Origin of the sequence: uncultured Maribacter sp., from assembly GCF_947500405.1 — a bacterium.
Taxonomy (GTDB): Bacteria; Bacteroidota; Bacteroidia; order Flavobacteriales; family Flavobacteriaceae; genus Maribacter_B.
Map to the genome: position 1 here is coordinate 29,906 of NZ_CANMRY010000007.1, position 24,326 is coordinate 54,231.

The following is a 24,326-nucleotide window of genomic DNA, read 5'->3' on the forward strand; positions in this document are numbered from 1 at the left end:
TATTACAAAATCATTTTCTTTTAGTTAAAAAAATACTGAAAAACTATTGTTATGTTGAAGAGGAATAATGCTAAGAACTAGCTATAACAATTTTTTTTCTAGGTTTGGTTTGTTAAAACGTATGTGGTGAAATACGTTTACTTTTTTTTAGGTACAATACTAACAACATTTAAATACACTCCTTAGAGTGCATTTAAATATTATTTTGTTAGTTACCAGAATAAAAAAACTACTGTATCTTAAATGTATTTAGTAGGTGTTTTATCCTTTAATAATTTAAAAAATTATTGTTGCTCGTATTCTGCTTCCCAATCATTACCATCGTCACCTTTTTGTCCGTCTAACTTAATTAAGAAGTTTTTAGCAGGGAAATATGGTTTCATATGAATGTCTAAATGAATGCGATCTTTTTGGTTTGGATCTTGTTCAAAACGTTTAATAGTAAAGTCTTCAATAAGTTTTCCTGGACCAGATATTTTATCTAAGAATTTTACAATTTGACTATTAAGTTCAGATCTTGTTCTTGCATTAAAGTTTTCAAAAGCTCTTCTGTTAAGAAAATCCATTAATACTTTTGTAACATAGTCAAATACACGAACTACAGAATAGGTTTGTAGACCAAGATTATCGCCGTTAAAAAGAGTTTTAGCAGAAAATGCCATTACTTTTCCATATTCATCAACCATAGGGACTAATCCAACTTTTTCTAAGTTGGTAATTTCACTTTTTCTAAGGTCAAAACGAACACCACTAACCTCGCTCATACCACCATATTTTTTACCTGCAGTTACTTGCGACATTAATGTTTGGTACATTTTACCAGCAAGTGCTCCTGCAGGTGGTACATATAAATCGTCTTGCTCGCCTACATCACTAAATCTATCGCGACCTTTTAACCAGTTACAAGTCATCATGATATTGGATCTATGATTTTCGCTTCCAGTTAACTTAGCGGCTTCAAACATTTCTAGAACATCATCTGGCTCATCTAGATGCTCAAAATCTGTAACAAGCATTACTTTATTGTCGTATGCTATTTTTGCCCATTTTTCTACTACTGCGTTAGATCCTAAATAACCAGGGATTACAAGTAAACCATAATTGTCTCTTAAATCTAAACGGTCAAAACTATCTCTTAATTCTGCGGTAACAGCATCTGTAAAGCTGGTGTTATCTAGATCTTTAATTTGATCTAGTTCTGCATTTACGATAGTTATGTTTCTTATTTTTTCTTCTTCAGCATTTTTATAGAATAATGCCATAGAGCGGTAAGAACGTTCTAAGTCTCTGGTTTCTTCTAAAGCTTTACCAACGTTTTTATCTAAGGTTTCATTAGCGATTTTAGATTGCTTTTCTGCATTTTCTATCATCTCCGAGATATCATCAGAACCATTAAGTATAGAAGACCATATTTCTAATGTCTTTTTTACCGTTTTACGCTCTTGACTTTTAGAACTCTCTGTTAAGAATATTTTTTTTCTTGCTTTACGCTCAGGGTTCATGTTTTGACTTCCATCTATGGTTGCCTCTACTAAATCAAATCCGCCATATTTTACAAGGCTTTCATTGCTTTTTTTAGCTACTTGTACATCTTGTACTGCTTCTTGCTTTGCTGCGTTACTTGTATTTGCCATGTCTTATTTTGTTTCTAGTTCGGAGATTAAATCTTGAATGGTATTTAATAAAGCCTCTTTAGCGTCTGGATCACTTAAAGCAGCTTTTAGTATTTTATTTGTCTTTAATTGTTTTATAACTTTTAAATACTGATCTTTTTCTGTGTCTAAATCTTTAAGAAATTCACTTTGATTTACAATTCCTTTTTTTCCAAAGTCACCTAAATTATTAAAGTTTAAAGTGGTTTTAGATTCCATACCCTCACTATCTTCAAAAGCAAGTTCAATATTAGGTTTGTAATGATTAAAAACATCATCAATTGTTTTTAAACCTTTTGCCATTTCTGGTCGCAATGGTTGGTTTTGGGTAAGTTTTTCTACAAAAATTGTTCTGTTTTGTGGAATTTCTTGAAGAGATTCAATGCTTTCTCTCTTCACTTCTGTACCACCTAAGCCATATGTTTTATCACTCATAATATATTTAATTTTTAGTGTACTTTTGGTTAATAAAAATTTTAGTTATAAACGGGTTCTGGATGTTCTATTTTCCATTTCAGTTTTTCATCTTCAATAGAAACTAGTATAGTATTTCCTTTTTCTAGTTTACCAGTAATTAGCATTCTAGATAAAGGTCTTCTAAGTTCATTTCTTATAATACCACGTAATGGTCTTGCGCCGTATTTTGGCGTAAATCCTTTATTTGCCAGATGTATTTGCGCCTCTTCCGTGATTTTTAGTGTTATATTTTGCTTTTCTAACGCTTTGAATAAATCTTTAAGCTGAATGTTAAATATTTGAACAATATTTTCTTGCGTTATTGGTGCAAAAGGTACTATTTCGGTTAATCTACCTAGAAATTCAGGTCTAAAATGTAGTCCCATTAATTCTAGTAATTCAGAAGATTTAGGTATGGATCCTTCTGTAAAAGATTTAACTACATGCTCACTACCTATATTAGAGGTGAATAAGATTACAGCATTAGAAAAATCTCCAGTTTTTCCTAATCGGTCATTTAATTTTCCTTCATCTAAAATTTGAAGAAATATATCGAAAACAGAAGGGTGTGCTTTTTCTATCTCATCGAAAAGTACAATTGAATATGGTTTTTGACGTATTTTATTAACTAATATTCCTCCTTCTTCATACCCAACATATCCTGGTGGAGCTCCATAAAGTAATGCTGCAGAATGTTCTTCTTTGAATTCAGACATATCAAACCTAATTATAGAATCTTGGGTTTGAAATAAAAATTCTGCCAAAGCTTTTGCGAGTTCAGTTTTTCCTGTTCCTGTAGGTCCAGTAAAGAAAAAAGAACCAATTGGTAACCCAGGTTTGCTTAAGCCGGATCTAGATTCTAAAACAGCTTCACTTATTGTTTTAACGGCATAATTTTGTCCAATGACACGCCTTTTTAAGACATCTTCAATAGCTAACAATCTTTCTTTTTCATTAGCCTGTAACTGACCTACAGGTATTCCTGTTTTATTAGCTATAGTGGAAGATACATCATTTTTAGTAATGCTGTATTTTTGTTTAATACCCTGTTCTTTTAGTGTACTTAATAATGTCTCTAGTTGTATTTTTAAATCTATATACTCAGACTCTTTATCTTTAAAATCTTCTTCATTTATAGCAGTAAATAGTAAATAACTTAGCCTGTTGGTTAAATTATCATAAATCCACTCTAGGGCACTATATTTTTTATTTTCAGATAATTCACTATTGCAAATAGCGGTAATTTCTTCTTCTATTTTATTGGCTACTGCTTCTGTTGTTTCTACCATGTATTTACAAGCAGACATGGTGCGGTCTAATAAATCTATGGCAGAGTCTGGCAAACTACGATCTTTATTAAACCTTTTAGAAAGTCGTATTGCTTCTTTGATTGTATTTTGGGTAACTTCTAAACTATGATGATTGCTATATTTACTTATAGTATTTTCAATCATTTTAAGGGCTTCTTTTTCAGAAGGCTCTTCTAAACGAACTTCCTCAAATCTTCTAGATAGTGTTTCATTATTTTCTATATTTTTTCGGTATGCATCGTTTGTAACGGTTGCGAGTATGGTAATCTCTCCTTTGGCAAGTTCGGACTTTAGAATGTTTATTAATCCTTTGTTAGGACCATCTTTGTCTGTTAAGTTATGAAGCTCATCTATAATGAAAATAGGTTTGTTAAATTCCTTAATAGCAGCAATAATTTTTTTTAAGCGATCTTCTACTTCGCCATTATAACTGGCTCCAGAAACTAATTCTATATAATCTAACTCATAAATTTGTGCATCTGCTAATGCATCTGGTACGTGTTCATTAATAATTACTTGAGAAAAACCATTAAGTAGAGCCGTTTTGCCTACACCTGGTTCACCAATTATTAGAACATTAGGTTTAGAATGACGCCCTAAGATTTCGACAATCATTTTTAATTCGGCATCACGACAGTGTATTTTTTGTATTTCCTGATTCTTGGCCTGTATGGTTTTGTCTATACAGTACTTAGATAATACAGAAGTGTCAATTTTATTAAAACTTCCTTTGTCGTTGCTAATATTCTTTTGAGAAATATTTTGAGGACTATCAATAGAACTTAGTATTTGCTCTCTTGTAATAGGTAGTGTTTTTAGTTGTTCATAAGAAAAACCTACACCAGGAGTACAAAGAGCTGCTAGTATGCAAATAGGAGTTATTTCATCTAATCCTAACTTTAATTTTATCATATCTGCTTCATTAAAAACAGAGGCGATAGAAGCATCTCCCGTAATAGTATCTTGTACTTTTGATGTTCTAGGTAAAGATTCCATGCGAACATCTGACCATTCCTCTATGTAGTAAACATCTCCATCTATTTGTTCTATGAAAGAGCGAATACCAATTTCTTTATGCAAAATAGCTCTTAATAAATGTGCGGCTCCATAAGTGTCATTGAAATACCCTTTAGCATTAGCTTCTGCAATATGGATAGAATTTTTGACTTCTTGCGAGAGTTCGTAATTCATTTAGATTAGTTTTAGTGAGTAATTATAACTTATTTAGTAAGTTTTTATTATTAATATAAATTAAATTACTTTGTAATATTTAAGTTTATTCTTATTGTTTTAGTGGTGCTAAAATGAGAGTATTTTTCTCATTTTTAGGTAATTACATTCATTTTTTCTTTCATTTTTTTGTGATATATAAGGTTTTTTTAACTGGTTTTATTAGGTAGAAAAAGGGAGATACATTTAAGTACTCCCTTTTAATTAGCATTACAAGTAATGCATAATTTTAAGCAATTTATTCTGGCCAGTCATTCATATGCTCTCCTGATCCCATTGTAATTGAACGGGCAGAAATCATGAAAGTCTCTGTCATTGGATTGTCTCCAACGTGATCAAAACTTTCAGCATACTTAACCATATAGCCTTCAGTAAATTTAAGTTCTTTAGCTGTGGCTTCATTGTCACGCTTTAAGAACTTAACTGCACCATCACGACGCTCAAAGTTGTTGAACATCCATTCTGCAAGACTTGTGTCTGCAGTAGATTCTACAGTTAATTTAACTCTACCACCTCTTGTTACAGAAGAAGGTCTTCCTGTTGCATCTACTTCTTGAAAAAGATCGTAGCTACAATTTAGAACGTTAAATTCTTTACCTGCTAATTCTAATTTTGCTTTAAATGACATAATAAATGTGTTTTTAGATTAAATGGCAATATTGCCCAATTTATTAATGTGTGGTAAATGTATAAGAATTATTCTTACAAAAAACGAGGTAATGTTAAGTATTTGTAAATATTCCTTTATATTAGATGAAATACACTCCTTATGTTGTTTTTTTCGATGAAATACACATTGGATTACTCGATAAACTTATTTTTTTGCTGCCATTTTAATCAATTTGGTAATTTTTTGCACGAGCTTAGAGAGCTTATGTACTCCTTTTTTCTTTTTAAAAGACATTTTTTTGTAAGTTATATGTTTTAAAAATCTATTTTTTCCTACTATTTTAAATAATACTTATAATAGCTAAAGAAAATAGTAGTATGTTAGTACTAATTTTTGTGCTCCTTTTTTCTTGTTATTTTTTATTGGGAAGATTTTTATTTGAGATAAAAAAAAGTTTTAAAATTTTCTATCACTTCTTATGCAATGAAAAGGTCAATTTTGAATATCTTAGCGAAATTCTAATTTTAAAACTAAAATTTTAGAAGAACACTTTGAAAACAATTAATTTAAAAAAAGTATTTATTTACAAATATTTTTTTAACAACCAATTTTAATTAAAATTTATCTAGAATGGAATCAGCAATTATTCTTGTATTTGTGTTAGGATATCTAGCAATAACATTAGAACATAATTTAAAAATTGACAAACTAATACCAGCTTTGGTAATGATGGCTATATGTTGGGCATTAATAGCTTTGGGTATTGATGGTTTTGGTACTTGGTTTGATTCTAGTGCACATGCCCTTGTTGATAATTTTGGAGGCATGGAACACGAAAGTAAGCTGCATTTAATGGAGGAGACTTTATTACATCATCTCGGTAAAACATCGGAGATATTAGTTTTCTTACTTGGAGCTATGACTATAGTGGAAATTATAGATTATTTTGATGGTTTTGCAACAATAAAAAGTTTTATAAAAACAAAAAGTAAGAGTAAAATCTTATGGATATTTTGCTTCTTAGCATTCATTTTATCTGCTATTATAGATAATTTAACAGCAACTATTGTTTTAATATCTATTTTACAAAAAATAGTTAAAGAAAGAGATGTAAGAATATGGTATGCAGGTCTTATAATCATTGCTGCTAATGCTGGTGGTGCTTGGTCTCCAATTGGAGATGTAACAACAACTATGTTGTGGATAGGAAATAAAGTGTCTACAGGGAAATTAGTGAGTTTTCTTCTTTTGCCTTCTCTTGTTTGTATGTTGGTTCCAGCATTTATTGCTTCTTTTTTACCAGCGTTTAAAGGAGATTTAAATGTTTCTGAAGAGGAAGGTAAAGCGCCAGGAAAATTTAGCGCAAGAATGCTATATCTAGGTTTAGGAGCTATAGTTTTTGTTCCAATATTTAAAACCGTAACTCATTTGCCTCCATATGTAGGAATGATGCTTTCTTTAGGTGTAGTTGCAACTTTTGCAGAAATTTATAGTAACAGTAAATTTAATATAACTAGTTTAGATGAGACTGATGGAGAACATATGGCGGCTCACCATAGCCCAGTTCATTCTTCTTTATCTAAAATTGAAATGCCAAGTATCCTTTTCTTTTTAGGAATATTAATGGCAGTTGCTGCATTAGAGTCTTTAGGACAGTTATTTGGTTTTGCTAGCTGGTTACAAGAGTCTACACCAATGTTAGGAACAGAGTTAGCTGGTACACGTGTTTCAGACTTAGTTGTATTACTATTAGGAGTTGGTTCTGCTGTAATAGATAATGTACCATTAGTTGCTGCTAGTTTAGGAATGTTCTCAGAAAGCTTGGATAATCAGTTGTGGCACTTTATTGCCTATGCTGCTGGTACTGGTGGTAGTATGTTAATAATAGGTTCTGCAGCAGGTGTTGTAGCAATGGGTATGGAGAAAATAGATTTCTTTTGGTACCTAAAGAAAATTGCTTGGTTAGCTTTCGTAGGATTTTTATCTGGTGCAATAGTATTTATTATATTAAGACAATTTATATAAGTCACATAATTTAATAGATAAATTACCGTTATAAAGGCAACTCCTATAAGAGAAATTATATGTTATTATTTCAAGATTTAGCGCAAGATTCTGCCGCTGGAGATGTACTCTCCGAAGAGAAAACATTATCTGTAATAGATTTAATTTTTAACGGTGGTACAGGTAGTGTATTAATTATATCTGTACTGTTTATTATGCTTGCAGTTGCTTTATATATTTATTTTGAAAGATTGTTAGCAGTAAATGCAGCTTCTAAAATAGATAAAAATTTCATGAACCAAATTCGTGATCATGTAACAAATGGCAAACTAGAAGCTGCCAAATTGTTATGTGCACAAACAGATTCCCCGGTAGCAAGATTAACAGAGAAAGGAGTTTCTAGAATAGGAAAACCTTTAGATGATATTAATACTGCAATTGAAAATGCAGGCACATTAGAAGTATATAAGTTAGAAAAAAATGTAAGTGTTTTGGCTACAGTCGCTGGCGCTGCACCTATGATTGGTTTCTTAGGTACCGTTATTGGTATGATTTTGGCTTTCCATGAAATGGCAAGTAGTGGAGGGCAAGCAGAGATGGGGTCTTTAGCATCAGGTATTTATACCGCTATGACAACAACTGTAGCAGGTCTTATTGTAGGTATTATTGCTTATATGGGTTATAACCATTTAGTGAATAGAACAGATAAAGTAGTGCATAAGATGGAGGCTAACGCTGTAGAGTTCTTAGATTTATTAAATGAACCTCTATAGAATTTAAAAGTATGAAATTAAAAGGAAGAAATAAAGTAAGTCCAGACTTTAGTATGTCTTCAATGACAGATATAGTATTTCTGTTGTTAATATTTTTTATGCTTACTGCTAACTCCCCTAATGCTTTAGATTTATTATTACCTAAGGCAAAAGGAAAATCTACTAATACGCAGAATGTATCTGTTAGTATAGATAAGAATTTACAGTACTACGTTAATAATGAAAGAATTAACGGAGAATACATTGAAATTGAATTAAAAAAGGCACTAGAAGGACAAGAAAAACCCACTATTATTCTTAGAGCAGAAGAAAGTGTTGCTATTAAAGAGGCAGTAAACGTTATGGATATTGCAAATAGAAATAGTTATAAGGTTATTTTGGCAGTGCGACCAAATTAATGGCATTTTTAGACACTAAACACAAGAAAAATTCTTTTACAATAACCACACTTTTATTAAGTGTACTATTGCTTGTGCTTTTTTATATAGGTCTTACCTATATGGATCCTCCTGAGGAAAATGGAATTTCCGTAAATTTTGGAACTACTAGTTTTGGTAGCGGTAAAGTACAACTTAAAGAAAAAATTAGGTCAGAACCTTTAGATAACCCACGAGAAGAAACCATGCAAGAAGAAGTTGTGGAAGAACAAATTCAAGAGAAGGTTCCCGAGCAGCATATTGCCGAAGAAACTCCAGCAGAAGAAGTATTAACGCAAGAGAGTGAAGAGTCTATAAGGATTAAGCAACAACAACAAGCAAAGAAAAAAGCAGATGATGCAGCAAAAAAAGCAAAAGCAGAAGCAGCAAGAGTTGCTAAAGAAAAACGTGAAGCTGAAGAAAAAATAAGAAAAGAAAAAGCAGCAAAGAAAGCAAAGTTAGATGCTATGATGGGTGGCTTAAATAAATCTGACGGCACTGCATCAGGAAGTGAAGGAGATGATAATAGAGCAGGGGATAAAGGGCAGCCAGATGGTGATCCTTATGCAACTAGTTATTATGGTAACCCAGGTTCTGGAACCGGAACTGGGGGTTATGGGTTAAACGGGAGGTCTTTAGTTAATAAAGGTAAAGTTGCGCAAGAGTGTAATGAGTCTGGTAGAGTAGTTGTTAAAATTATTGTAGATAGAAACGGTAAGGTTATAAGTGCAACACCTGGTGTTAAAGGCACAACAAATAATAGTGATTGTTTACTAGAGCCGGCAAAAAGAACAGCATTTATGCATAAATGGAATTTAGATTCTAATGCGCCAAGTAAACAGGTTGGCTTTGTTGTTGTTAATTTTAAACTAGGAGAGTGACCTATTTAGAAACACTAGATTGGATGTTTGCACAACTTCCAATGTATCAAAAAAAAGGTAAATCGGCCTTTAATGGAAAGTTAGATAATATTAAGAGTTTAGCATTCCATTTAAAAAATCCGCATAAAAAATTTAAAAGTATTCATGTAGCTGGGACTAATGGCAAAGGTTCTAGTAGTCATATGTTAGCTTCTGTTCTTCAAGAAGCTGGTTATAAGGTTGGTTTGTATACATCACCACATCTAAAGGACTTTAGAGAGCGTATTCGTATTAATGGAGAGCCAGTATCAGAAACGTATGTTGTAGATTTTATAGAGGATAATCAATCTTTTTTTGAAGTTAATAAACTTTCTTTTTTTGAGATGACAGTAGGTATGGCTTTTGCTTATTTTGCTAAAGAAAAAGTAGATATAGCTATAGTTGAAGTTGGTTTAGGTGGGAGGTTAGATTCTACGAACATAATTAATCCAGAAGCTTCTTTGATTACAAATATAGGCTTGGATCATACCGATATGTTGGGAGATACTCTACCGAAGATAGCCTTTGAAAAAGCAGGGATTATAAAAGAGAATATTCCAGTTGTTATTAGTGAATACCAGGAAGAAACGGCTAATGTTTTTAATGATAGAGCAAAAAATAATAATGCCGAAATAATCTTTGCATCTACTTTAGAAAGTAAAGAATATATTACAGATTTATTAGGATCGTATCAAACAAAAAATATAAAAGGGGTAGTAACTCTTTTAAAGGTTTTAAAGGCTTTTAAAGTCACAGAAGAGAATATTGAACAAGGTTTAAAAAATGTAGTAGGTAATACAGGTTTATTAGGTAGATGGCAAGTGCTAGGTTCCAAACCTTTATTAGTTTGCGATACTGCTCATAACCAAGAGGGATTAAAATTAGTTGTTGATCAGATAAAAAAGCAAAATTATACAGATTTACATATTGTTTTAGGTTTTGTAAAGGATAAAAGTTTAGAAACAGTATTGCCGTTATTTCCAAAAAGAGCAAAATATTATTTTTGTAAGCCAAATATTTTTAGAGGATTAAATGAAGGCGATTTAAAAAGTAAAGCGGAACTTTTTGGTTTAAGAGGAGCTGTATATAACTCAGTCTCAGAAGCTTTAAATACGGCAAAGAAAAATGCAAAAGAATCTGACTTTATTTTTGTCGGAGGGAGTAATTTTGTAGTTGCAGAAATAGTTTAAAATTTTTCTTTTTTTCTTTGGGTAAACCAAAAACTATTATATATTTGCACACCCTTAACAAGGGCTCTTAGCTCAGTTGGTTCAGAGCACCTGCCTTACAAGCAGGGGGTCACTGGTTCGAATCCAGTAGGGCCCACAGTAATTAAAAAGCTTCCAAAAAAATTGGAAGCTTTTTTTGTTTACATTGCTTGTGTTTAAATAACTTATTATTTACAATCATTTAGGAGTTTAAACGTTATTTATAGCAAGAGTTTGGTTTACAGTTAAAAACTCGGAATAAGTAAAAGGTATGCTCAATAAAAGCATTAAATTTTTAATAGAAAACAAGCTAGTAGCTCTCATACTCTTGTTTTTGTTTTTTGCTTGGGGAATTATACATGCGCCATTTAATTTGGGGTTTGGAATATTTCCCAGCGACCCTGTGTCTGTAGATGCTATACCTAATATTGGGGAAAATCAACAAATAGTTTATACGGAGTGGGAAGGGAAATCTCCACAAGATATAGAAGACCAAATTACTTATCCATTAACATCTAGTTTACTTGGGACACCTGGAGTAAAATCGATAAGAAGTTCATCTATGTTTGGTTTTTCTAGTATTTATATCATTTTTAAAGATGATGTAGATTTTTATTGGTCAAGAAGTAGACTATTAGAAAAATTAAATGCCTTACCTACTAATCTATTACCAAATGGAGTAAAACCAACATTAGGTCCAGATGCAACAGCTTTAGGTCAAATATTTTGGTATACTTTAGAAGGTAGAGGTGAAAAAGGAGAAGTTACTGGAGGTTGGGATTTGCATGAAATAAGATCTATACAAGATTTTTATGTTAAAAATGCTCTTTTGTCTGCAGATGGAGTTTCAGAAGTTGCTTCTATTGGTGGGTTTACACAAGAATACCAAATAGACATTAATCCAGAGTTAATGCGACAATACAATATTACTATTACAGATGTTGTAAAAGCAGTAAAAGAAAGTAATAAAGATGTAGGAGCAAAGACCATTGAAATAAATCAGATAGAATATTTTGTTAGAGGATTGGGTTATATAAAAAATAAAGAAGATTTAGAAAATACCCAAGTAACAAGCAAAAACTTTATTCCAATAAAAATTAAAGATATAGCTAAAGTTGCTTTTGGTCCAGCAGAGCGTAGAGGTGTTTTAGATAAGGAAGGAGCAGAGGTGGTTGGAGGTGTTGTCGTAGCTCGTTATGGAGAAAATCCAATGAAAGTTATTTCAGAAGTTAAAGAAAAAATTAATGATATAGCTTTAGGGTTACCTGTAAAAACCTTAAAAGACGGAAGGGTATCTCAACTTACAATTGTGCCTTTTTATGACAGGACTACGTTGATAAAAGAAAGTATAAATACACTCGGAGATGCGTTAACTTTTGAAATATTAATTACAATATTAGTTGTAATAGTGATGCTCTTTAATCTTAGAGTTTCAATTCTTATTTCTGGATTAATGCCTATTGCTGTTCTAATGGTGTTTATAGCAATGAAATTTTTTAGAGTCGAGGCTAATATAGTAGCCCTTTCTGGTATTGCTATTGCAATTGGTACAATGGTAGATATGGGAATAATATTATCAGAAAATATTATTCGCCATTTAGAAGCAAAACAAGAGAATGAAACTGTAGATAAGTTAGTTTATAATGCTACGATAGAAGTTTCGGGAGCTATTATTACCGCAGGTTTAACTACTATTGTAAGTTTTATTCCAGTTTTTACTTTAACTGGAGCTGAAGGGAAATTATTTGTGCCGTTAGCTTTTACAAAGACGGCTGCGTTAACAGCTTCTATGATCGTTGCGTTATTTGTAATACCACCTTTTGCTGCAAAGTTATTTCAACCATACAAAGAGGTAAAGAAAAAAATAGTAATAGCAGGTAATATAGTGTTTGCAGGATTAGGAATAATTACAATTATTTTTGGTTATTACATTGGAGCCTTGTTATTAGGTTTTGCAATTCTAGGGATAATAAAAAAACTAGGTAAAATAACAAAAAATCAATTTAAGAACTATCAATTACTATGGAGTAGTTTTGTTATTTTAATTCTATTAAGTTATTATTGGAGACCATTAAGTTATGGTAATACAATAGTAAGTAATTTATTCTTTGTTGTAATAATTTGCCTTTTGGTTTTAGGGGTCTTACTCATATTTCGAAAATATTACGAGGTTATTTTGGTTTGGGCACTTGCAAATAAAGTTAAGTTTTTAAGTATTCCTATCGGGTTATTATTTTTTGGTGCATTGATAATGATAAATACTGGGAAAGAGTTTATGCCGTCCTTAGATGAAGGGTCTTTTTTACTTATGCCTACTTCTTTACCACATTCAGGAACATCAGAAAATAAAAGAGTTTTAACACAGCTGGATATGGCTGTTGCTACTATTCCAGAGATAGAAACAGTAGTTGGTAAGGCAGGAAGGGTAAGTTCTGTATTAGATCCAGCTCCTTTGTCAATGTATGAAAATATTATTTTATACAAACCAGAATTTATTTTAGATAAACAAGGGAGACCTATTTCTTTTAAAGTTAATGAAGAAAATCTTTTTGAAACTAGAAGAGGAGATTTTGTAAAATCAGGAGAAGGTTATAATATAAAAGATTTAATTATAGATGATGAGGGAGAGTTTTACAGAAATTGGCGACCAGAAATAAGAAATATAGATGATATATGGAAGGCAATTGTAAATGTAACTAAATTGCCGGGAGTAACTACAGCACCTAAATTACAGCCTATAGAAACCCGTCTTGTAATGTTGCAAACAGGAATGCGAGCTCCAATGGGTATAAAAGTTAAAGGAAATAATTTAAAATCTATTGAGGCATTAGGAATAGCTTTAGAAAAGATACTCAAAAGTGTTAAGGGGGTTAAAAAAGAAGCTGTATTTGCGGATAGAATTGTAGGTAAACCGTATTTATTGGTAGATATAGATAGAGAAAAAATAGCCCGATACGGTGTTTCTATTTTAGAGGTTCAGGAATTATTAGAGGTAGCTGTAGGGGGGGAAGTTTTAACACATACAATAGAGGGAAGGGAGCGCTATAATGTTCGAGTTAGATACCCAAGAGAATTAAGAGCTACCCCTGAGGATATAGAAAAAATATATTTATCGATAGGGGAAGAAAACTCTATACCACTTTCAGATGTAGTTACAATACGCTATAAAAAAGGACCGCAAATTATAAAAAGTGAGGATGGTTTTTTAGTTGGCTATGTTCTTTTCGATAAAGAAGAAGGCTTTACAGAGGTTAGTGTTATTAATAATGCTAAAGAAAAAATAAAAAACAAAATTACGGAAGGAGAATTAAAAATAGAAAAAGGACTTAGTTATAATTTTTCAGGAACATATGAAAATCAATTACACGCAGAGAAGACATTGTCATTTATTGTTCCATTAGTACTTTTAGTTATTTTCTTAATACTATATCTACAATTTAAGTCCGTATCAATATCTTTAATGGTATTTACTGGTGTTGCAGTTGCGTTTTCAGGAGGCTTTATTTTAATATGGTTATACGGACAAAGTTGGTTTATGAACTTTAGTATAGGAGCTATTAATTTAAGAGAGCTTTTTCATATGCAAACAATAAACCTTAGTGTGGCTATATGGGTTGGTTTTATAGCTTTGTTTGGTATAGCTACAGATGATGGGGTGATTATGGCGACCTATTTAAAACAAACATTTGATAAAAATAACCCAAGAAGTATTTTAGAAGTTCGAGATTCTATCTTAGAGGCAGGAAAAAAAAGAATTAGGCCTTGTTTAATGACAACAGGAACTACTATTTTGGCATTATTACCTATTTTAACAGCAACAGGAAAAGGAAGTGATATAATGATTCCAATGGCTATTCCTAGTTTTGGAGGTATGTTGGTGGCATTAATTTCACTGTTTATTGTGCCAGTTTTGTTTAGTTGGTATAAAGAAAGTAAATTAAAATAAAGAGAAGTGTAATGAAAAAAAATAAGCTAAAAAAGTATAGTGTTTATCTTGTTGTTTTAATAACGGGTATTGCTTTAGGTTATATTTTTTCTGATTACAAACCAGACAATGCTACTAAAGAAGATATGCCTGTGTCCAAGAAAAAAGTTAACTGGACATGCTCTATGCACCCCCAAATAAAAACCAAAGAAAATGGGAATTGCCCTTTATGTGGTATGAACTTAACAATTATTACTGAAGATGGTGAAATGGAACCGCACCAATTTAAAATGACAAAAAATGCTTTAGCTTTAGCAAATGTAGAAACTACAACAATAGGCTTAGGGAATTTAAACTCAAACACAATCTTATTGTCAGGAAAAATTACTGCTAATGAAAAAACTAATGCAATCCAAACCACTTTATTTGATGGTAGAATAGAAAAATTAGATGTTAATTATGTTGGTCAATATATTAAAAAAGGTCAGTTGCTCGGCTACATATATTCTCCAGAATTGTATGCGGCTCAAGATAAATTGCTAACATCTGTTACATATAAAGACACTCATAAGAAATTATATAATGCCGCAAGAAATACATTAGGTTTGTGGAAAATGACAGATGAACAGATTGATGCAATGATTGCTTCTGGTACTCCTATGATGCGTTTTCCAATTTATGCAGATGTTTCAGGAACTGTTACAGAAATTATTGCAGCAGAAGGAAATTGGTATAAACAAGGAGATTCCCTTTATAAAGTAGCTAATTTATATACAGTTTGGGGAGTTTTTGATGCTTATGAAAATCAACTTCTGGCATTAAAAGTAGGGCAAGATATTACTATAACTTCTAATGCTTTCAATGGCGAAGAATTAAAGTCTAAAATAGCATTTATAGAACCCGTGTTAAATGTAAATAGTAGAACTGTAGCTGTAAGAGTTACGTTAAACAATAAGGATAAACATTTTAAACCGGGAATGTTTTTACAAGGAAAAATTAATGTAGTTAATGCTGATGAAGAAATGTTAACTGCGCCAAAATCTGCAGTTTTATGGACAGGGAAACGATCTATCGTTTATGTTAAATCAGAGCCCCAAGAACCTGTTTTTGAAATTAGAGAAGTAACTTTAGGGGGTGCTTTAGGAGATGCATATATTATTTTAGATGGATTGGTTTCTGGAGATGAGGTGGTAACAAACGGTGCTTTTACGGTTGATGCAGCTGCGCAATTGCAAGGTAAAAAATCTATGATGTCTAATTCTTTAAGTCAAAGTAATGTAACAGTGTTAAATAATGAAAGTGATAAATTAATTTTTAATACTAATTTACAATCAGAGTTACCCAATATAATTAATGTTTATGTTGAATTGAAAGATTTTCTGGTTGCTACAGACTCTCATAAATCTATGAGAAAGGCAAAAGAATTAATGAGTGTTCTTTTAAGGGTAAATGAATCTGTTTTAGACAAAGAAACGAAACAATGTATAGTTGCTATTAGAACTATATCCGAGAAAATTTCGAAGTCTAAGGATATTGAAGAACAACGAAAACAATTTAAAAATCTTTCTAAAAATATGGTTGTTATTGCTGAAAATTTAAGTGAATTAGATCAGCCAATTTATGTGCAATTTTGCCCAATGGCAGACAATAATAAAGGTGCTACATGGCTAAGTTTTAGTGATGAGGTTTTTAACCCTTATTATGGAGATAAAATGTTACATTGCGGTAGCGTTAAAATGACTATTCAGTAATTTTGTTATATTAGACTAAATCTAATATCCTTTCTAAAGCCATCCCTCTTGAACCTTTAATTAGTATTGTAGAATTTTTAGGTAAGTTATTTTCTTTTAGATATAATTTAAGGGATTCAAAAGAATTAAACTTTTGTAAATTAGTTTTGGTTTGATTAAAATTTTCACCAATTAAGAACACAGAGTTAAAATTTAAATCTTGTGCTAAATCAGCAATATTTTGGTGTTCTTCCTGAGAGGTTTTACCAAGCTCGAACATATCGCCTAAAAACAATATTTTTGTATTTTCTTTAAGAGTGCTAAAATTTTCTAATGCAGCGGTCATGCTAGTTGGGTTGGCATTATAAGCGTCTAGAATAATTTTATACTCTTTTTTCTCTATTATTTGGGAACGATTGTTTTCTGGAGTATAACTCTCAATAGCTTTTTGGATTGCAGGTAAAGTAATGGAGAAATATTTGCCAATAACTATAGCGGCACAGCTGTTTGTAAAATTATATTTCCCTATAAGTTTAGTATTAATAATAGTCTTTTCAACATGAATAGATACGAAAGGAGAGGCACTTAATAGTTTTATATTGTAATATTCTTTTTGTTCTTGAGAAAAACCAAATTTTTGGATATAAGTATCTAGCTTTTCTTTTTGTATAGGGTCATCGGCATTTAAGAAAATATTTTTTTTGTTAGTGGTTAAATAATCATATAACTCACTTTTCCCTTCAATCACGCCTTCTAAACTGCCAAACCCTTCCAAATGCGCTTTTCCAAAATTTGTAATATAACCAAAATCTGGCTCAGCAATAGAACATAAAAAGGCAATTTCCTTTTTATGATTAGCGCCCATTTCTATAACGGCAATTTCTGTGTCTTCTTTAATAGATAATAAAGTTAAAGGAACACCAATATGGTTATTTAAATTTCCTTTAGTAGCAATAGTTTTATATTGTGTAGATAATACAGCGTGTATAAGTTCTTTTGTTGTGGTTTTTCCATTACTGCCAGTTATGCTAATGATTTTTGCTCTACAATAATTCCTGTGATAATTGGCAAGTTGTTGTAATGTTGTAAGAACGTCATTAACTAAAATAACGTCTTTATTATTAGCATATTCTTTTTCGTCTACAATAGCTAAAAATGCTCCTTTAGAAAGGGCTTCTTTTGCGTACGTGTTACCGTTAAAGTTGTCCCCTTTTAAGGCAAAGAAAATACTGTTTTTGCTTATTTTTCTTGTATCCGTACTAACTAATTTAAAATCTAAAAAGTGCTCGTGTAATTCTTGTATTGTCATGATTCGAAGATATTAAAAAAGCCCTTTTTTAAAAGGGCTTTTTTAATCTATTTATTTTAAAGAAGTATTATTTTGCTTTCTTACCTCTTATTGTTTTGTTTTTTGTTTTAGATTTAGAACCAACTCTAGACATTGCACATCTAAATCCAATATAATCTGTAGCCATATATTGTGGCATATATCTTCTTTGTGCTGGATCTAACCAGTATGCTCTATCTCTCCAAGAACCTCCTTTAAAAACTCTTACTTCATCATTAATTAAAGACGTTCTGTTGTTAGATTGGTCGTATTGTCTTGTAACTACACCAGCAGAATCTCTTTGTACGGAGTGCTTAGGAGCATCATACATTTTTCTTTGATTTTCATCATCATCACTAAATCTATCATAGAATCTTGAAGAACTAGCATCACCATCTCTATAACCTCTATTGTCACTAGAAGAGAAGTTTGTTCTTAAATAAGTTTCTTCTTCATCAACAGGAACCATTTTAATTTCTCCTGGTAAATTTAAAGCAACTATTTTTCCGTTTGGTAATGTGTCATAAACAATAGAGTCTCTTAATACGTTTACTTTACCATCTTTTCCAATAGCAGTTTTCATGTAAATATTTCCTCTGTAGTAGTTAAAATCACTTACTTCATCATCTACTATAGGTCTGTATACATCAGAAACCCACTCGGCAACATTACCAGCCATATCATATAAACCTAAATCATTTGGTTTGTAAGACATTACTTGTGCTGTAATATCTGCTCCATCATCAGACCATCCAGCAATTCCGCCGTAATCACCTTTACCTTGTTTAAAATTCGCTAACTGATCTCCACGACCAACACGTTGTCCGTTTCTAGTATAATCACCATCCCATGGATATTTTTTTCTACCTCTATAGTTATTGTATTCTCTAGTTCCAGATTGTGCTTGTGCAGCATATTCCCATTCTGTTTCAGTAGGTAGTCTATACTCTGGCATAATAACACCACTACTCCTGTTTGCAAAAGAGCTAGTACTATCTTTTTTCATCTTTCCTTGTAGAGAATCTATTTGACCGTTATAAACAGATTCTGGTCTGTTTAAGTAAGCTTCTGTATTAAAAGTACCTGCATCTTCTCCAGTTAAAGCTTTGTATTTAGCATCTTTAGCTAAATACCCTTCTCTCTCTAGCATAACTTCATTAACTCTGTCAGTTCTCCATTCTGCAAATTGTGTAGCTTGGATCCAGTTAACACCAACTACAGGGTATTCGGCATATGCTGGATGGCGTAGGTAATTATTTGTCATAGTTTCGTTAAAACCTAGTCGATTTCTCCAAACTAAAGTATCTGGTAAAGCACCTTTATAAATATTTGCATATTTAGGATTTTCAGGTGGGTACACACTTTTTAGGTAATCTAAGTATTCTAAATACATAACATTAGTTACCTCTGTTTCATCCATATAAAAGGACTGTACATGCTGAGAAGTAGGAGTGTTGTTCCAATCGTGCATTACATCATCTTGTACTTTACCTTTAGTAAAGGTTCCTCCTTCAATAAACACAAGGCCAGGAGCAGTTTCTTGCTCTTTAAAGTCTGAGTTGTATTGGAAACCTCCTTCTTTAGCATTTATTTTCCAGCCGGTAGCTCTCGATACATTCTTTGATGATGAAGATTTTTTACAGCTGGTAACTGAAAAACTTCCCGCTATTACGGCACATGAGAGTACAACTTTAATAAACTGTTTTTTCATAATTAGGACTTGAGTTCAAATTGTTTACCACATTATATGTGCGGTATTGAAATTTGTATTTAGATTAATTTTAGGCTCACTTTCGGCTAATAAAACGATGATTTGTATATAATATTTTACAGATTGAAAATATTTTTGAAATCATTTTAAATTATAAGCATTAAAAGACGTGGTTTAAAATTGATAACGACTTTAAATCTTTTATAGTATTAAAGAGCTTATTCTTTTTCAATAATGCTGTTTAAGGAATAATAACTTGTTTTGCGCTGTAAATAGTGGGGTGATGTTCCTTTTTAAATTTTTGAAATATTTTTCTTACATAATTATTTATAAAATGTTAAGTAATTATACAAGATATTTTTAAAATGGTCGTTTACCATTTGTATACATATGTTTTAATGTTATTAATCCATAATTATACAGTATTACATATAAAATCAACCCCTTTATAAAATGAGAAGATTTTCTTTACTTTTTTTACTAGTTTTTGTGACTAAAATAAATGCGCAAGACTCAGACCGTGTAATAACCACGGCAGTTCCTTTTTTAACAATTGCTTCTGATGCAAGAGCAGCAGGTATGGGAGATATGGGTGTGGCAACATCTACAGATGCTTTTTCTCAACAATGGAATCCAGCAAAATTTGCATTTGCGGAACGTAAAATGGGTATAGGTGTAAGTTATACACCATATCTAGAAAGTATAATTACAGACATAGCATTGTTAAATGCTAGTTATTATAATAAACTAAATGAGCGTAGTGCTTTTGCAGTTAGTTTACGTTATTTTACTTTAGGAGAAATAGAGTTAAGGCAATTTGCAAACGATCCAGGAACCCTTGCAAAGCCTAATGAATTAGCAATAGATGGTTCTTATTCTTTAAAGCTAAGTCAAGAGTTTTCTATGGCTGTTGGGGGTAGGTATATAAGGTCTAATTTAAAAATACCACAAACATCAGGTTCTGAAGATTCACAAGCGGCAAGTGCTTTTGTTGTAGATATAGCAGGATATTATCGTTCTAAAGAAAAGGCCTATGAGAGTTTTGATGGTCGTTGGAGAGCAGGTTTTAATATTTCTAATCTAGGAGGTAAAATTCAATATGACGCTGGCGGACAAGAAAATTTTTTACCAACCAATTTAAAGTTTGGGCTAGGGTTTGATTTTATATTAGATCAAGATAATACTATAGGGATAACATCAGAATTTAATAAATTATTAGTGCCAACTCCGCAAGATTTTAATAATGATGGAGAGGTTAATGGTTTAGACAATGACGAATACCAAAATATAGGAGCTTTTCAAGGGGTCTTTAAATCTTTTGGAGACGCGCCAGATGGTTTTGGAGAAGAGTTGAAAGAGTTTACATGGGCTTTAGGAGCAGAGTATGTGTACCAAGATTCTTTTATGATAAGAACAGGTTACTTTAATGAGAGTGAAGAAAAGGGTTCTAGAAAGTTTTTTACTTTAGGAGCAGGTTTTAGATTTAATTCTGCTCAGATAGATTTATCTTATTTATTTTCTACTTCGCAGGTAAGAAATCCTTTGGAAAATACATTGCGTTTTTCTTTAACTTTTAATTTAGGAGAAGAGTTTTATAATGATTAAAACCTCAGTATAAATTATAAAAAAAACCACACAATTGTGTGGCTTTTTTTTGCGCTAATTTTAAGACAGCTTGCTATTTTGAAAAAAATATAAGCTAACTTGTATTATAAATTTTAAATAAGAAGTATTCTTTATGATAAAGAAAAAAGTGAGTTTTGATATTTCTGTCTTTTCTTCTATTAATGAGTTGGAAAATAGAGATAAAAAATTAATGAAACGAGCGATAGAAGCAAGAAAAAATGCGTATTCCCCATATTCTAATTTTACTGTAGGTGCAGCCGTTCTTTTAGAAAATGGCGAAATAGTATTAGGTAATAATCAAGAAAATGCAGCATATCCATCAGGTTTATGTGCAGAACGTGTAGCGGTTTTTTACGCAGGAGCTAATTATCCAGGAGTTAAAATAAAAGCTATAGCAATTACAGCAACATCAATTAATTATAAAGTAGATACACCAGTGGCTCCATGTGGAAATTGTAGGCAAGCAATTTCAGAATATGAAATAAAACAAGAAAGTCCTATAGAATTGTTTTTGATGGGAGAAACAGGTAAAGTAATAAAATGCAAAGCAATAGCAGATATTTTGCCATTGGCATTTACAAGTAGTTTTTTGTTGTAGGGTATCCTTAAATAGTTTATTATTTAAAGGGATAAAGCATTTTTTAACAAAAGCTATTTTAAAGGTTAATTTTTATCTGTACGTTTTAGTTTATTTTTTTTTATCCATTAATTAATATGTGTATTTTTGCTCTCTGTAACTGGATAGCCAATAAGTTTATTCAGCCAATTATATAGAATCCTAATTAAAGACCTGATTAATGGAAAAGATTACTAAAGAAACCTACCTAAATTGGTACAAAGACATGCTTTTTTGGAGAAAGTTTGAAGACAAACTAGCAGCAGTATATATACAACAAAAAGTAAGAGGGTTTCTTCATTTATATAATGGACAAGAAGCGGTTTTAGCAGGAGCTTTACATGCTATGGATTTAACTAAAGATAGAATGATAACTGCTTACAGAAATCATGTACAGCCAATAGGAATGGGTGTAGACCCTAAAAGAGTAATGGCAGAGCTTTATGGAAAAGTTACAGGAACATCTAAAGGTATGGGTGGTTCCATGCATATTTTTTCTAAAGAACATAGATTCCATGGAGGACACGGTATTGTAGGTGGTCAAATTCCATTAGGAGCTGGTATGGCTTATGGAGATAAGTACCATGGTAGAGATGCTGTAACATTATGTTATATGGGAGATGGTGCTGTTAGGCAGGGTTCATTACATGAAACATTTAACTTAGCAATGCTATGGCAGTTACCAGTTGTTTTTGTTTGTGAGAATAATGGTTACGCAATGGGAACATCAGTTGCTAGAACTTCACATACAGAAGAAATTTGGAAATTAGGTTTAGGTTACGAAATGCCTTGTGGACCAGTAGATGGTATGAATCCTGTTACGGTTGCGCAAGAAATGAGTAAAGCAATAGAAAGAGCAAGAAGTGGTGGTGGACCAACTTTCTTAGAAATGAAAACATATCGATATAGAGGACATTCAATGTCTGATGCCCAACATTATAGAACAAAAGAAGAGGTAGAGGAGTACAAGAAAATTGACCCTATTACTCAAGTTCTAGACGTTATAAAAGAAAAGAAATATGCTACAGACGAAGAAATTAAGCAAGTGGCTAAAGATGTTAAGGCATTAGTTTCTGAATGTGAGAAATTTGCTGAAGAGTCTGATTATCCTCCAGTAAACCAATTATATGATATGGTTTATGAGCAAGAAGATTTTCCTTTTGTAGAACATAAAAAATAAGTAAAATGGCAATAGTAATTAATATGCCTCGCCTCAGCGATACAATGGAGGAAGGTACAGTGGCCAAATGGCTTAAGAATGTAGGAGATAAAGTAGAAGAAGGCGATATCCTAGCCGAAATAGAAACGGATAAAGCTACAATGGAGTTTGAATCTTTTAACGAAGGTACATTACTTCATATAGGAATTGCCGAAGGTGATGGTGCTCCAGTAGATACTTTATTGGCTATTATAGGGGAAGAAGGAGAAGATATTTCTGGGTTATTAAACGGTGGAGGAGCAACAGAAGCTGTTTCTGAAGCTATTACTGAGGAAGCTCCTATAGAAGAGACACCAGCTGCTACATCTATAGAAATTCCTGAGGGAGTTGTAATCGTAAATATGCCAAGACTTAGTGATACCATGGAAGAAGGTACTGTTGCTTCATGGTTAAAAAATGTAGGAGATAAAGTAGAAGAAGGGGATATCTTAGCTGAGATAGAAACAGATAAAGCTACTATGGAATTTGAGTCTTTTAATGAAGGAACTCTATTGCATATTGGTGTTGCCGAGGGAGAAGGTGCTCCGGTAGATACTTTACTTGCTATAATTGGCCCAGCAGGGACAAATGTAGATGGTTTGTTAAATGGCGCTCCTGTAGCTGACGCTCCTAAAGCAGAATCTAAAGAGGAAAATCCTGTTGCTAAAAAAGAAGTAGCTCCAGCAAAAGAAACCCAAACGGTAAATGACGGAGGAAGAGTTTTTGCTTCGCCATTAGCTAAAAAAATAGCGAAGGATAAAGGAATTAACTTAAGTGAAGTTAAAGGTTCTGGAGATCAAGGAAGAATAGTTAAAAAAGATGTAGAAGAATTTACTCCTTCTAAGTCTACTTCAGTTGCACCAGCTGTTGCATCAGTTGCAAGTGTTGCCCCTGTTATTTTGCCAGTAGGAGAAGAAAGCACAGAAGAAGTGAAAAATTCTTCTATGCGTAAAACTATAGCAAAAGTATTAGTTAATTCCAAGACATCTGCGCCACACTTCTATTTAACAATAGAAGTAGATATGGATAATGCAAAAGCATCTAGAGTACAAATAAATAGTTTGCCAGACACTAAAGTATCTTTTAATGATTTAGTAGTAAAGGCATGTGCTATGGCTTTACAAAAGCACCCACAAGTAAATACTTCATGGAATGGAGATACTACTAGATATAATAAGCATATTAGTGTAGGTGTTGCAGTTGCGGTAGATGAAGGTTTAGTAGTTCCAGTATTAAAGTTTACAGACCAAATGAGTTTATCTCAGATAGGAGCTTCTGTAAAAGAATTGGCTGGTAAAGCAAGAAATAAAAAGTTAACTCCATCAGAAATGGAAGGAAGTACTTTTACGGTTTCTAACTTAGGTATGTTTGGAATTACAGAATTTACTTCTATAATAAATCAACCAAATTCAGCAATTTTATCAGTAGGAGCTATTGTGCAAAAGCCTGTAGTTAAAAACGGAGAAATAGTTGTAGGGAATACAATGAAAGTTACTTTGGCTTGTGATCATAGAACTGTAGATGGCGCTGTAGGAGCTCAATTCTTAATGACGTTGAGATCTTATTTAGAAAACCCTGTAACTATGTTAGCATAAAACCGCTAAAACATAAATAGTCTTAAAAAGCATTCAGGTT

17 protein-coding genes and 1 tRNA gene are annotated in these 24,326 nt (G+C 32.1%); 12 read left to right on the top strand and 6 right to left on the bottom strand.

What is annotated here, in order from left to right:
• Nucleotides 1–284: 284 nt before the first annotated feature.
• The 4 genes from Q0945_RS10765 to tssD form a co-directional block, all read right to left on the bottom strand.
• Nucleotides 285–1,634 carry a DUF5458 family protein gene (locus Q0945_RS10765; protein ID WP_298479568.1) on the bottom strand — a complete coding sequence of 450 codons (1,350 nt, stop codon included), beginning with the start codon at nucleotides 1,632–1,634 and terminating at the stop codon, nucleotides 285–287.
• A gap of 3 nt (nucleotides 1,635–1,637) precedes the next feature.
• On the bottom strand, nucleotides 1,638–2,087 hold the full coding sequence (locus Q0945_RS10770) for a type VI secretion system contractile sheath small subunit (protein ID WP_299434381.1): 450 nt from the start codon (nucleotides 2,085–2,087) through the stop codon (nucleotides 1,638–1,640).
• 41 nt (nucleotides 2,088–2,128) lie between these two features.
• Nucleotides 2,129–4,609, bottom strand: a complete 2,481-nt coding sequence (locus Q0945_RS10775; protein ID WP_299434383.1) for an ATP-dependent Clp protease ATP-binding subunit — start codon at nucleotides 4,607–4,609, stop codon at nucleotides 2,129–2,131.
• Nucleotides 4,610–4,886: 277 nt separating this feature from the next.
• Nucleotides 4,887–5,276, bottom strand: coding sequence for a type VI secretion system tube protein TssD (tssD, locus tag Q0945_RS10780; RefSeq protein ID WP_298479560.1), 390 nt, complete (start codon nucleotides 5,274–5,276; stop codon nucleotides 4,887–4,889).
• 612 nt (nucleotides 5,277–5,888) lie between these two features.
• Between tssD and nhaD the strand changes: the two genes are divergently transcribed.
• The 8 genes from nhaD to Q0945_RS10820 all read left to right on the top strand — a co-directional run bounded on the left by nhaD (nucleotide 5,889) and on the right by Q0945_RS10820 (nucleotide 16,234).
• Entirely contained in the window at nucleotides 5,889–7,283 is a 1,395-nt protein-coding gene (nhaD, locus tag Q0945_RS10785; protein ID WP_299434386.1) for a sodium:proton antiporter NhaD, read from the top strand.
• 59 nt (nucleotides 7,284–7,342) lie between these two features.
• The gene (locus Q0945_RS10790; RefSeq protein ID WP_299434388.1) at nucleotides 7,343–8,035 is read left to right on the top strand and encodes a MotA/TolQ/ExbB proton channel family protein; all 693 of its coding nucleotides are present in this window, start codon (nucleotides 7,343–7,345) and stop codon (nucleotides 8,033–8,035) included.
• Nucleotides 8,036–8,046: 11 nt separating this feature from the next.
• Nucleotides 8,047–8,433 (top strand): biopolymer transporter ExbD, encoded by a 387-nt coding sequence (locus tag Q0945_RS10795; RefSeq protein WP_121068890.1) that lies wholly within the window; start codon nucleotides 8,047–8,049, stop codon nucleotides 8,431–8,433.
• A complete protein-coding gene (locus tag Q0945_RS10800; RefSeq protein ID WP_299434390.1) occupies nucleotides 8,433–9,332 on the top strand; it encodes an energy transducer TonB in 900 nt (299 codons plus the stop codon). The genes Q0945_RS10795 and Q0945_RS10800 overlap by 1 nt, the downstream gene beginning before the upstream one ends.
• Nucleotides 9,329–10,540, top strand: coding sequence for a folylpolyglutamate synthase/dihydrofolate synthase family protein (locus tag Q0945_RS10805; protein WP_299434392.1), 1,212 nt, complete (start codon nucleotides 9,329–9,331; stop codon nucleotides 10,538–10,540). Before Q0945_RS10800 ends, Q0945_RS10805 begins: the two co-directional genes overlap by 4 nt.
• Before the next feature lie 61 nt (nucleotides 10,541–10,601).
• Nucleotides 10,602–10,676 (top strand) — tRNA-Val (locus Q0945_RS10810).
• Nucleotides 10,677–10,829: 153 nt separating this feature from the next.
• Nucleotides 10,830–14,504, top strand: coding sequence for an efflux RND transporter permease subunit (locus tag Q0945_RS10815; protein WP_299434394.1), 3,675 nt, complete (start codon nucleotides 10,830–10,832; stop codon nucleotides 14,502–14,504).
• Nucleotides 14,505–14,515: 11 nt separating this feature from the next.
• The gene (locus tag Q0945_RS10820) at nucleotides 14,516–16,234 is read left to right on the top strand and encodes an efflux RND transporter periplasmic adaptor subunit (RefSeq protein WP_299434396.1); all 1,719 of its coding nucleotides are present in this window, start codon (nucleotides 14,516–14,518) and stop codon (nucleotides 16,232–16,234) included.
• 10 nt (nucleotides 16,235–16,244) lie between these two features.
• Here Q0945_RS10820 and murF read toward each other — a convergent pair whose 3' ends face one another.
• Entirely contained in the window at nucleotides 16,245–17,522 is a 1,278-nt protein-coding gene (murF, locus tag Q0945_RS10825) for a UDP-N-acetylmuramoyl-tripeptide--D-alanyl-D-alanine ligase (protein ID WP_299434398.1), read from the bottom strand.
• 67 nt (nucleotides 17,523–17,589) lie between these two features.
• Complete coding sequence (gene gldJ / locus Q0945_RS10830) at nucleotides 17,590–19,251, bottom strand: gliding motility lipoprotein GldJ (RefSeq protein ID WP_299434401.1); 1,662 nt, start codon at nucleotides 19,249–19,251, stop codon at nucleotides 17,590–17,592.
• 453 nt (nucleotides 19,252–19,704) lie between these two features.
• Here gldJ and porV point away from each other — a divergent pair, with 453 nt between their 5' ends.
• The 4 genes from porV (at nucleotide 19,705) to Q0945_RS10850 (ending at nucleotide 24,286) form a co-directional block, all read left to right on the top strand.
• Nucleotides 19,705–20,856, top strand: a complete 1,152-nt coding sequence (gene porV / locus Q0945_RS10835) for a type IX secretion system outer membrane channel protein PorV (RefSeq protein ID WP_299434403.1) — start codon at nucleotides 19,705–19,707, stop codon at nucleotides 20,854–20,856.
• 133 nt (nucleotides 20,857–20,989) lie between these two features.
• Nucleotides 20,990–21,475 (top strand): cytidine deaminase, encoded by a 486-nt coding sequence (gene cdd, locus Q0945_RS10840; RefSeq protein ID WP_299434405.1) that lies wholly within the window; start codon nucleotides 20,990–20,992, stop codon nucleotides 21,473–21,475.
• 199 nt (nucleotides 21,476–21,674) lie between these two features.
• Complete coding sequence (gene pdhA, locus Q0945_RS10845) at nucleotides 21,675–22,673, top strand: pyruvate dehydrogenase (acetyl-transferring) E1 component subunit alpha (RefSeq protein ID WP_121068899.1); 999 nt, start codon at nucleotides 21,675–21,677, stop codon at nucleotides 22,671–22,673.
• A 5-nt stretch (nucleotides 22,674–22,678) separates the two neighbouring features.
• Nucleotides 22,679–24,286 carry a pyruvate dehydrogenase complex dihydrolipoamide acetyltransferase gene (locus Q0945_RS10850; protein WP_299434407.1) on the top strand — a complete coding sequence of 536 codons (1,608 nt, stop codon included), beginning with the start codon at nucleotides 22,679–22,681 and terminating at the stop codon, nucleotides 24,284–24,286.
• Nucleotides 24,287–24,326 lie beyond the last annotated feature (40 nt).

Bases quoted from the DNA above. Each gene is read 5' to 3' on its own strand.
- pdhA (WP_121068899.1), top strand. From the start codon at position 21,675: ATGGAAAAGATTACTAAAGAAACCTACCTAAATTGGTACAAAGACATG.
- Q0945_RS10815 (WP_299434394.1), top strand. From the start codon at position 10,830: ATGCTCAATAAAAGCATTAAATTTTTAATAGAAAACAAGCTAGTAGCT.
- gldJ (WP_299434401.1), bottom strand. From the start codon at position 19,251: ATGAAAAAACAGTTTATTAAAGTTGTACTCTCATGTGCCGTAATAGCG.
- Q0945_RS10795 (WP_121068890.1), top strand. From the start codon at position 8,047: ATGAAATTAAAAGGAAGAAATAAAGTAAGTCCAGACTTTAGTATGTCT.
- Q0945_RS10770 (WP_299434381.1), bottom strand. From the start codon at position 2,087: ATGAGTGATAAAACATATGGCTTAGGTGGTACAGAAGTGAAGAGAGAA.
- Q0945_RS10800 (WP_299434390.1), top strand. From the start codon at position 8,433: ATGGCATTTTTAGACACTAAACACAAGAAAAATTCTTTTACAATAACC.
- Q0945_RS10775 (WP_299434383.1), bottom strand. From the start codon at position 4,609: ATGAATTACGAACTCTCGCAAGAAGTCAAAAATTCTATCCATATTGCA.
- Q0945_RS10765 (WP_298479568.1), bottom strand. From the start codon at position 1,634: ATGGCAAATACAAGTAACGCAGCAAAGCAAGAAGCAGTACAAGATGTA.
- tssD (WP_298479560.1), bottom strand. From the start codon at position 5,276: ATGTCATTTAAAGCAAAATTAGAATTAGCAGGTAAAGAATTTAACGTT.
- murF (WP_299434398.1), bottom strand. From the start codon at position 17,522: ATGACAATACAAGAATTACACGAGCACTTTTTAGATTTTAAATTAGTT.
- cdd (WP_299434405.1), top strand. From the start codon at position 20,990: ATGATAAAGAAAAAAGTGAGTTTTGATATTTCTGTCTTTTCTTCTATT.
- nhaD (WP_299434386.1), top strand. From the start codon at position 5,889: ATGGAATCAGCAATTATTCTTGTATTTGTGTTAGGATATCTAGCAATA.
- Q0945_RS10850 (WP_299434407.1), top strand. From the start codon at position 22,679: ATGGCAATAGTAATTAATATGCCTCGCCTCAGCGATACAATGGAGGAA.
- porV (WP_299434403.1), top strand. From the start codon at position 19,705: ATGAGAAGATTTTCTTTACTTTTTTTACTAGTTTTTGTGACTAAAATA.
- Q0945_RS10820 (WP_299434396.1), top strand. From the start codon at position 14,516: ATGAAAAAAAATAAGCTAAAAAAGTATAGTGTTTATCTTGTTGTTTTA.
- Q0945_RS10790 (WP_299434388.1), top strand. From the start codon at position 7,343: ATGTTATTATTTCAAGATTTAGCGCAAGATTCTGCCGCTGGAGATGTA.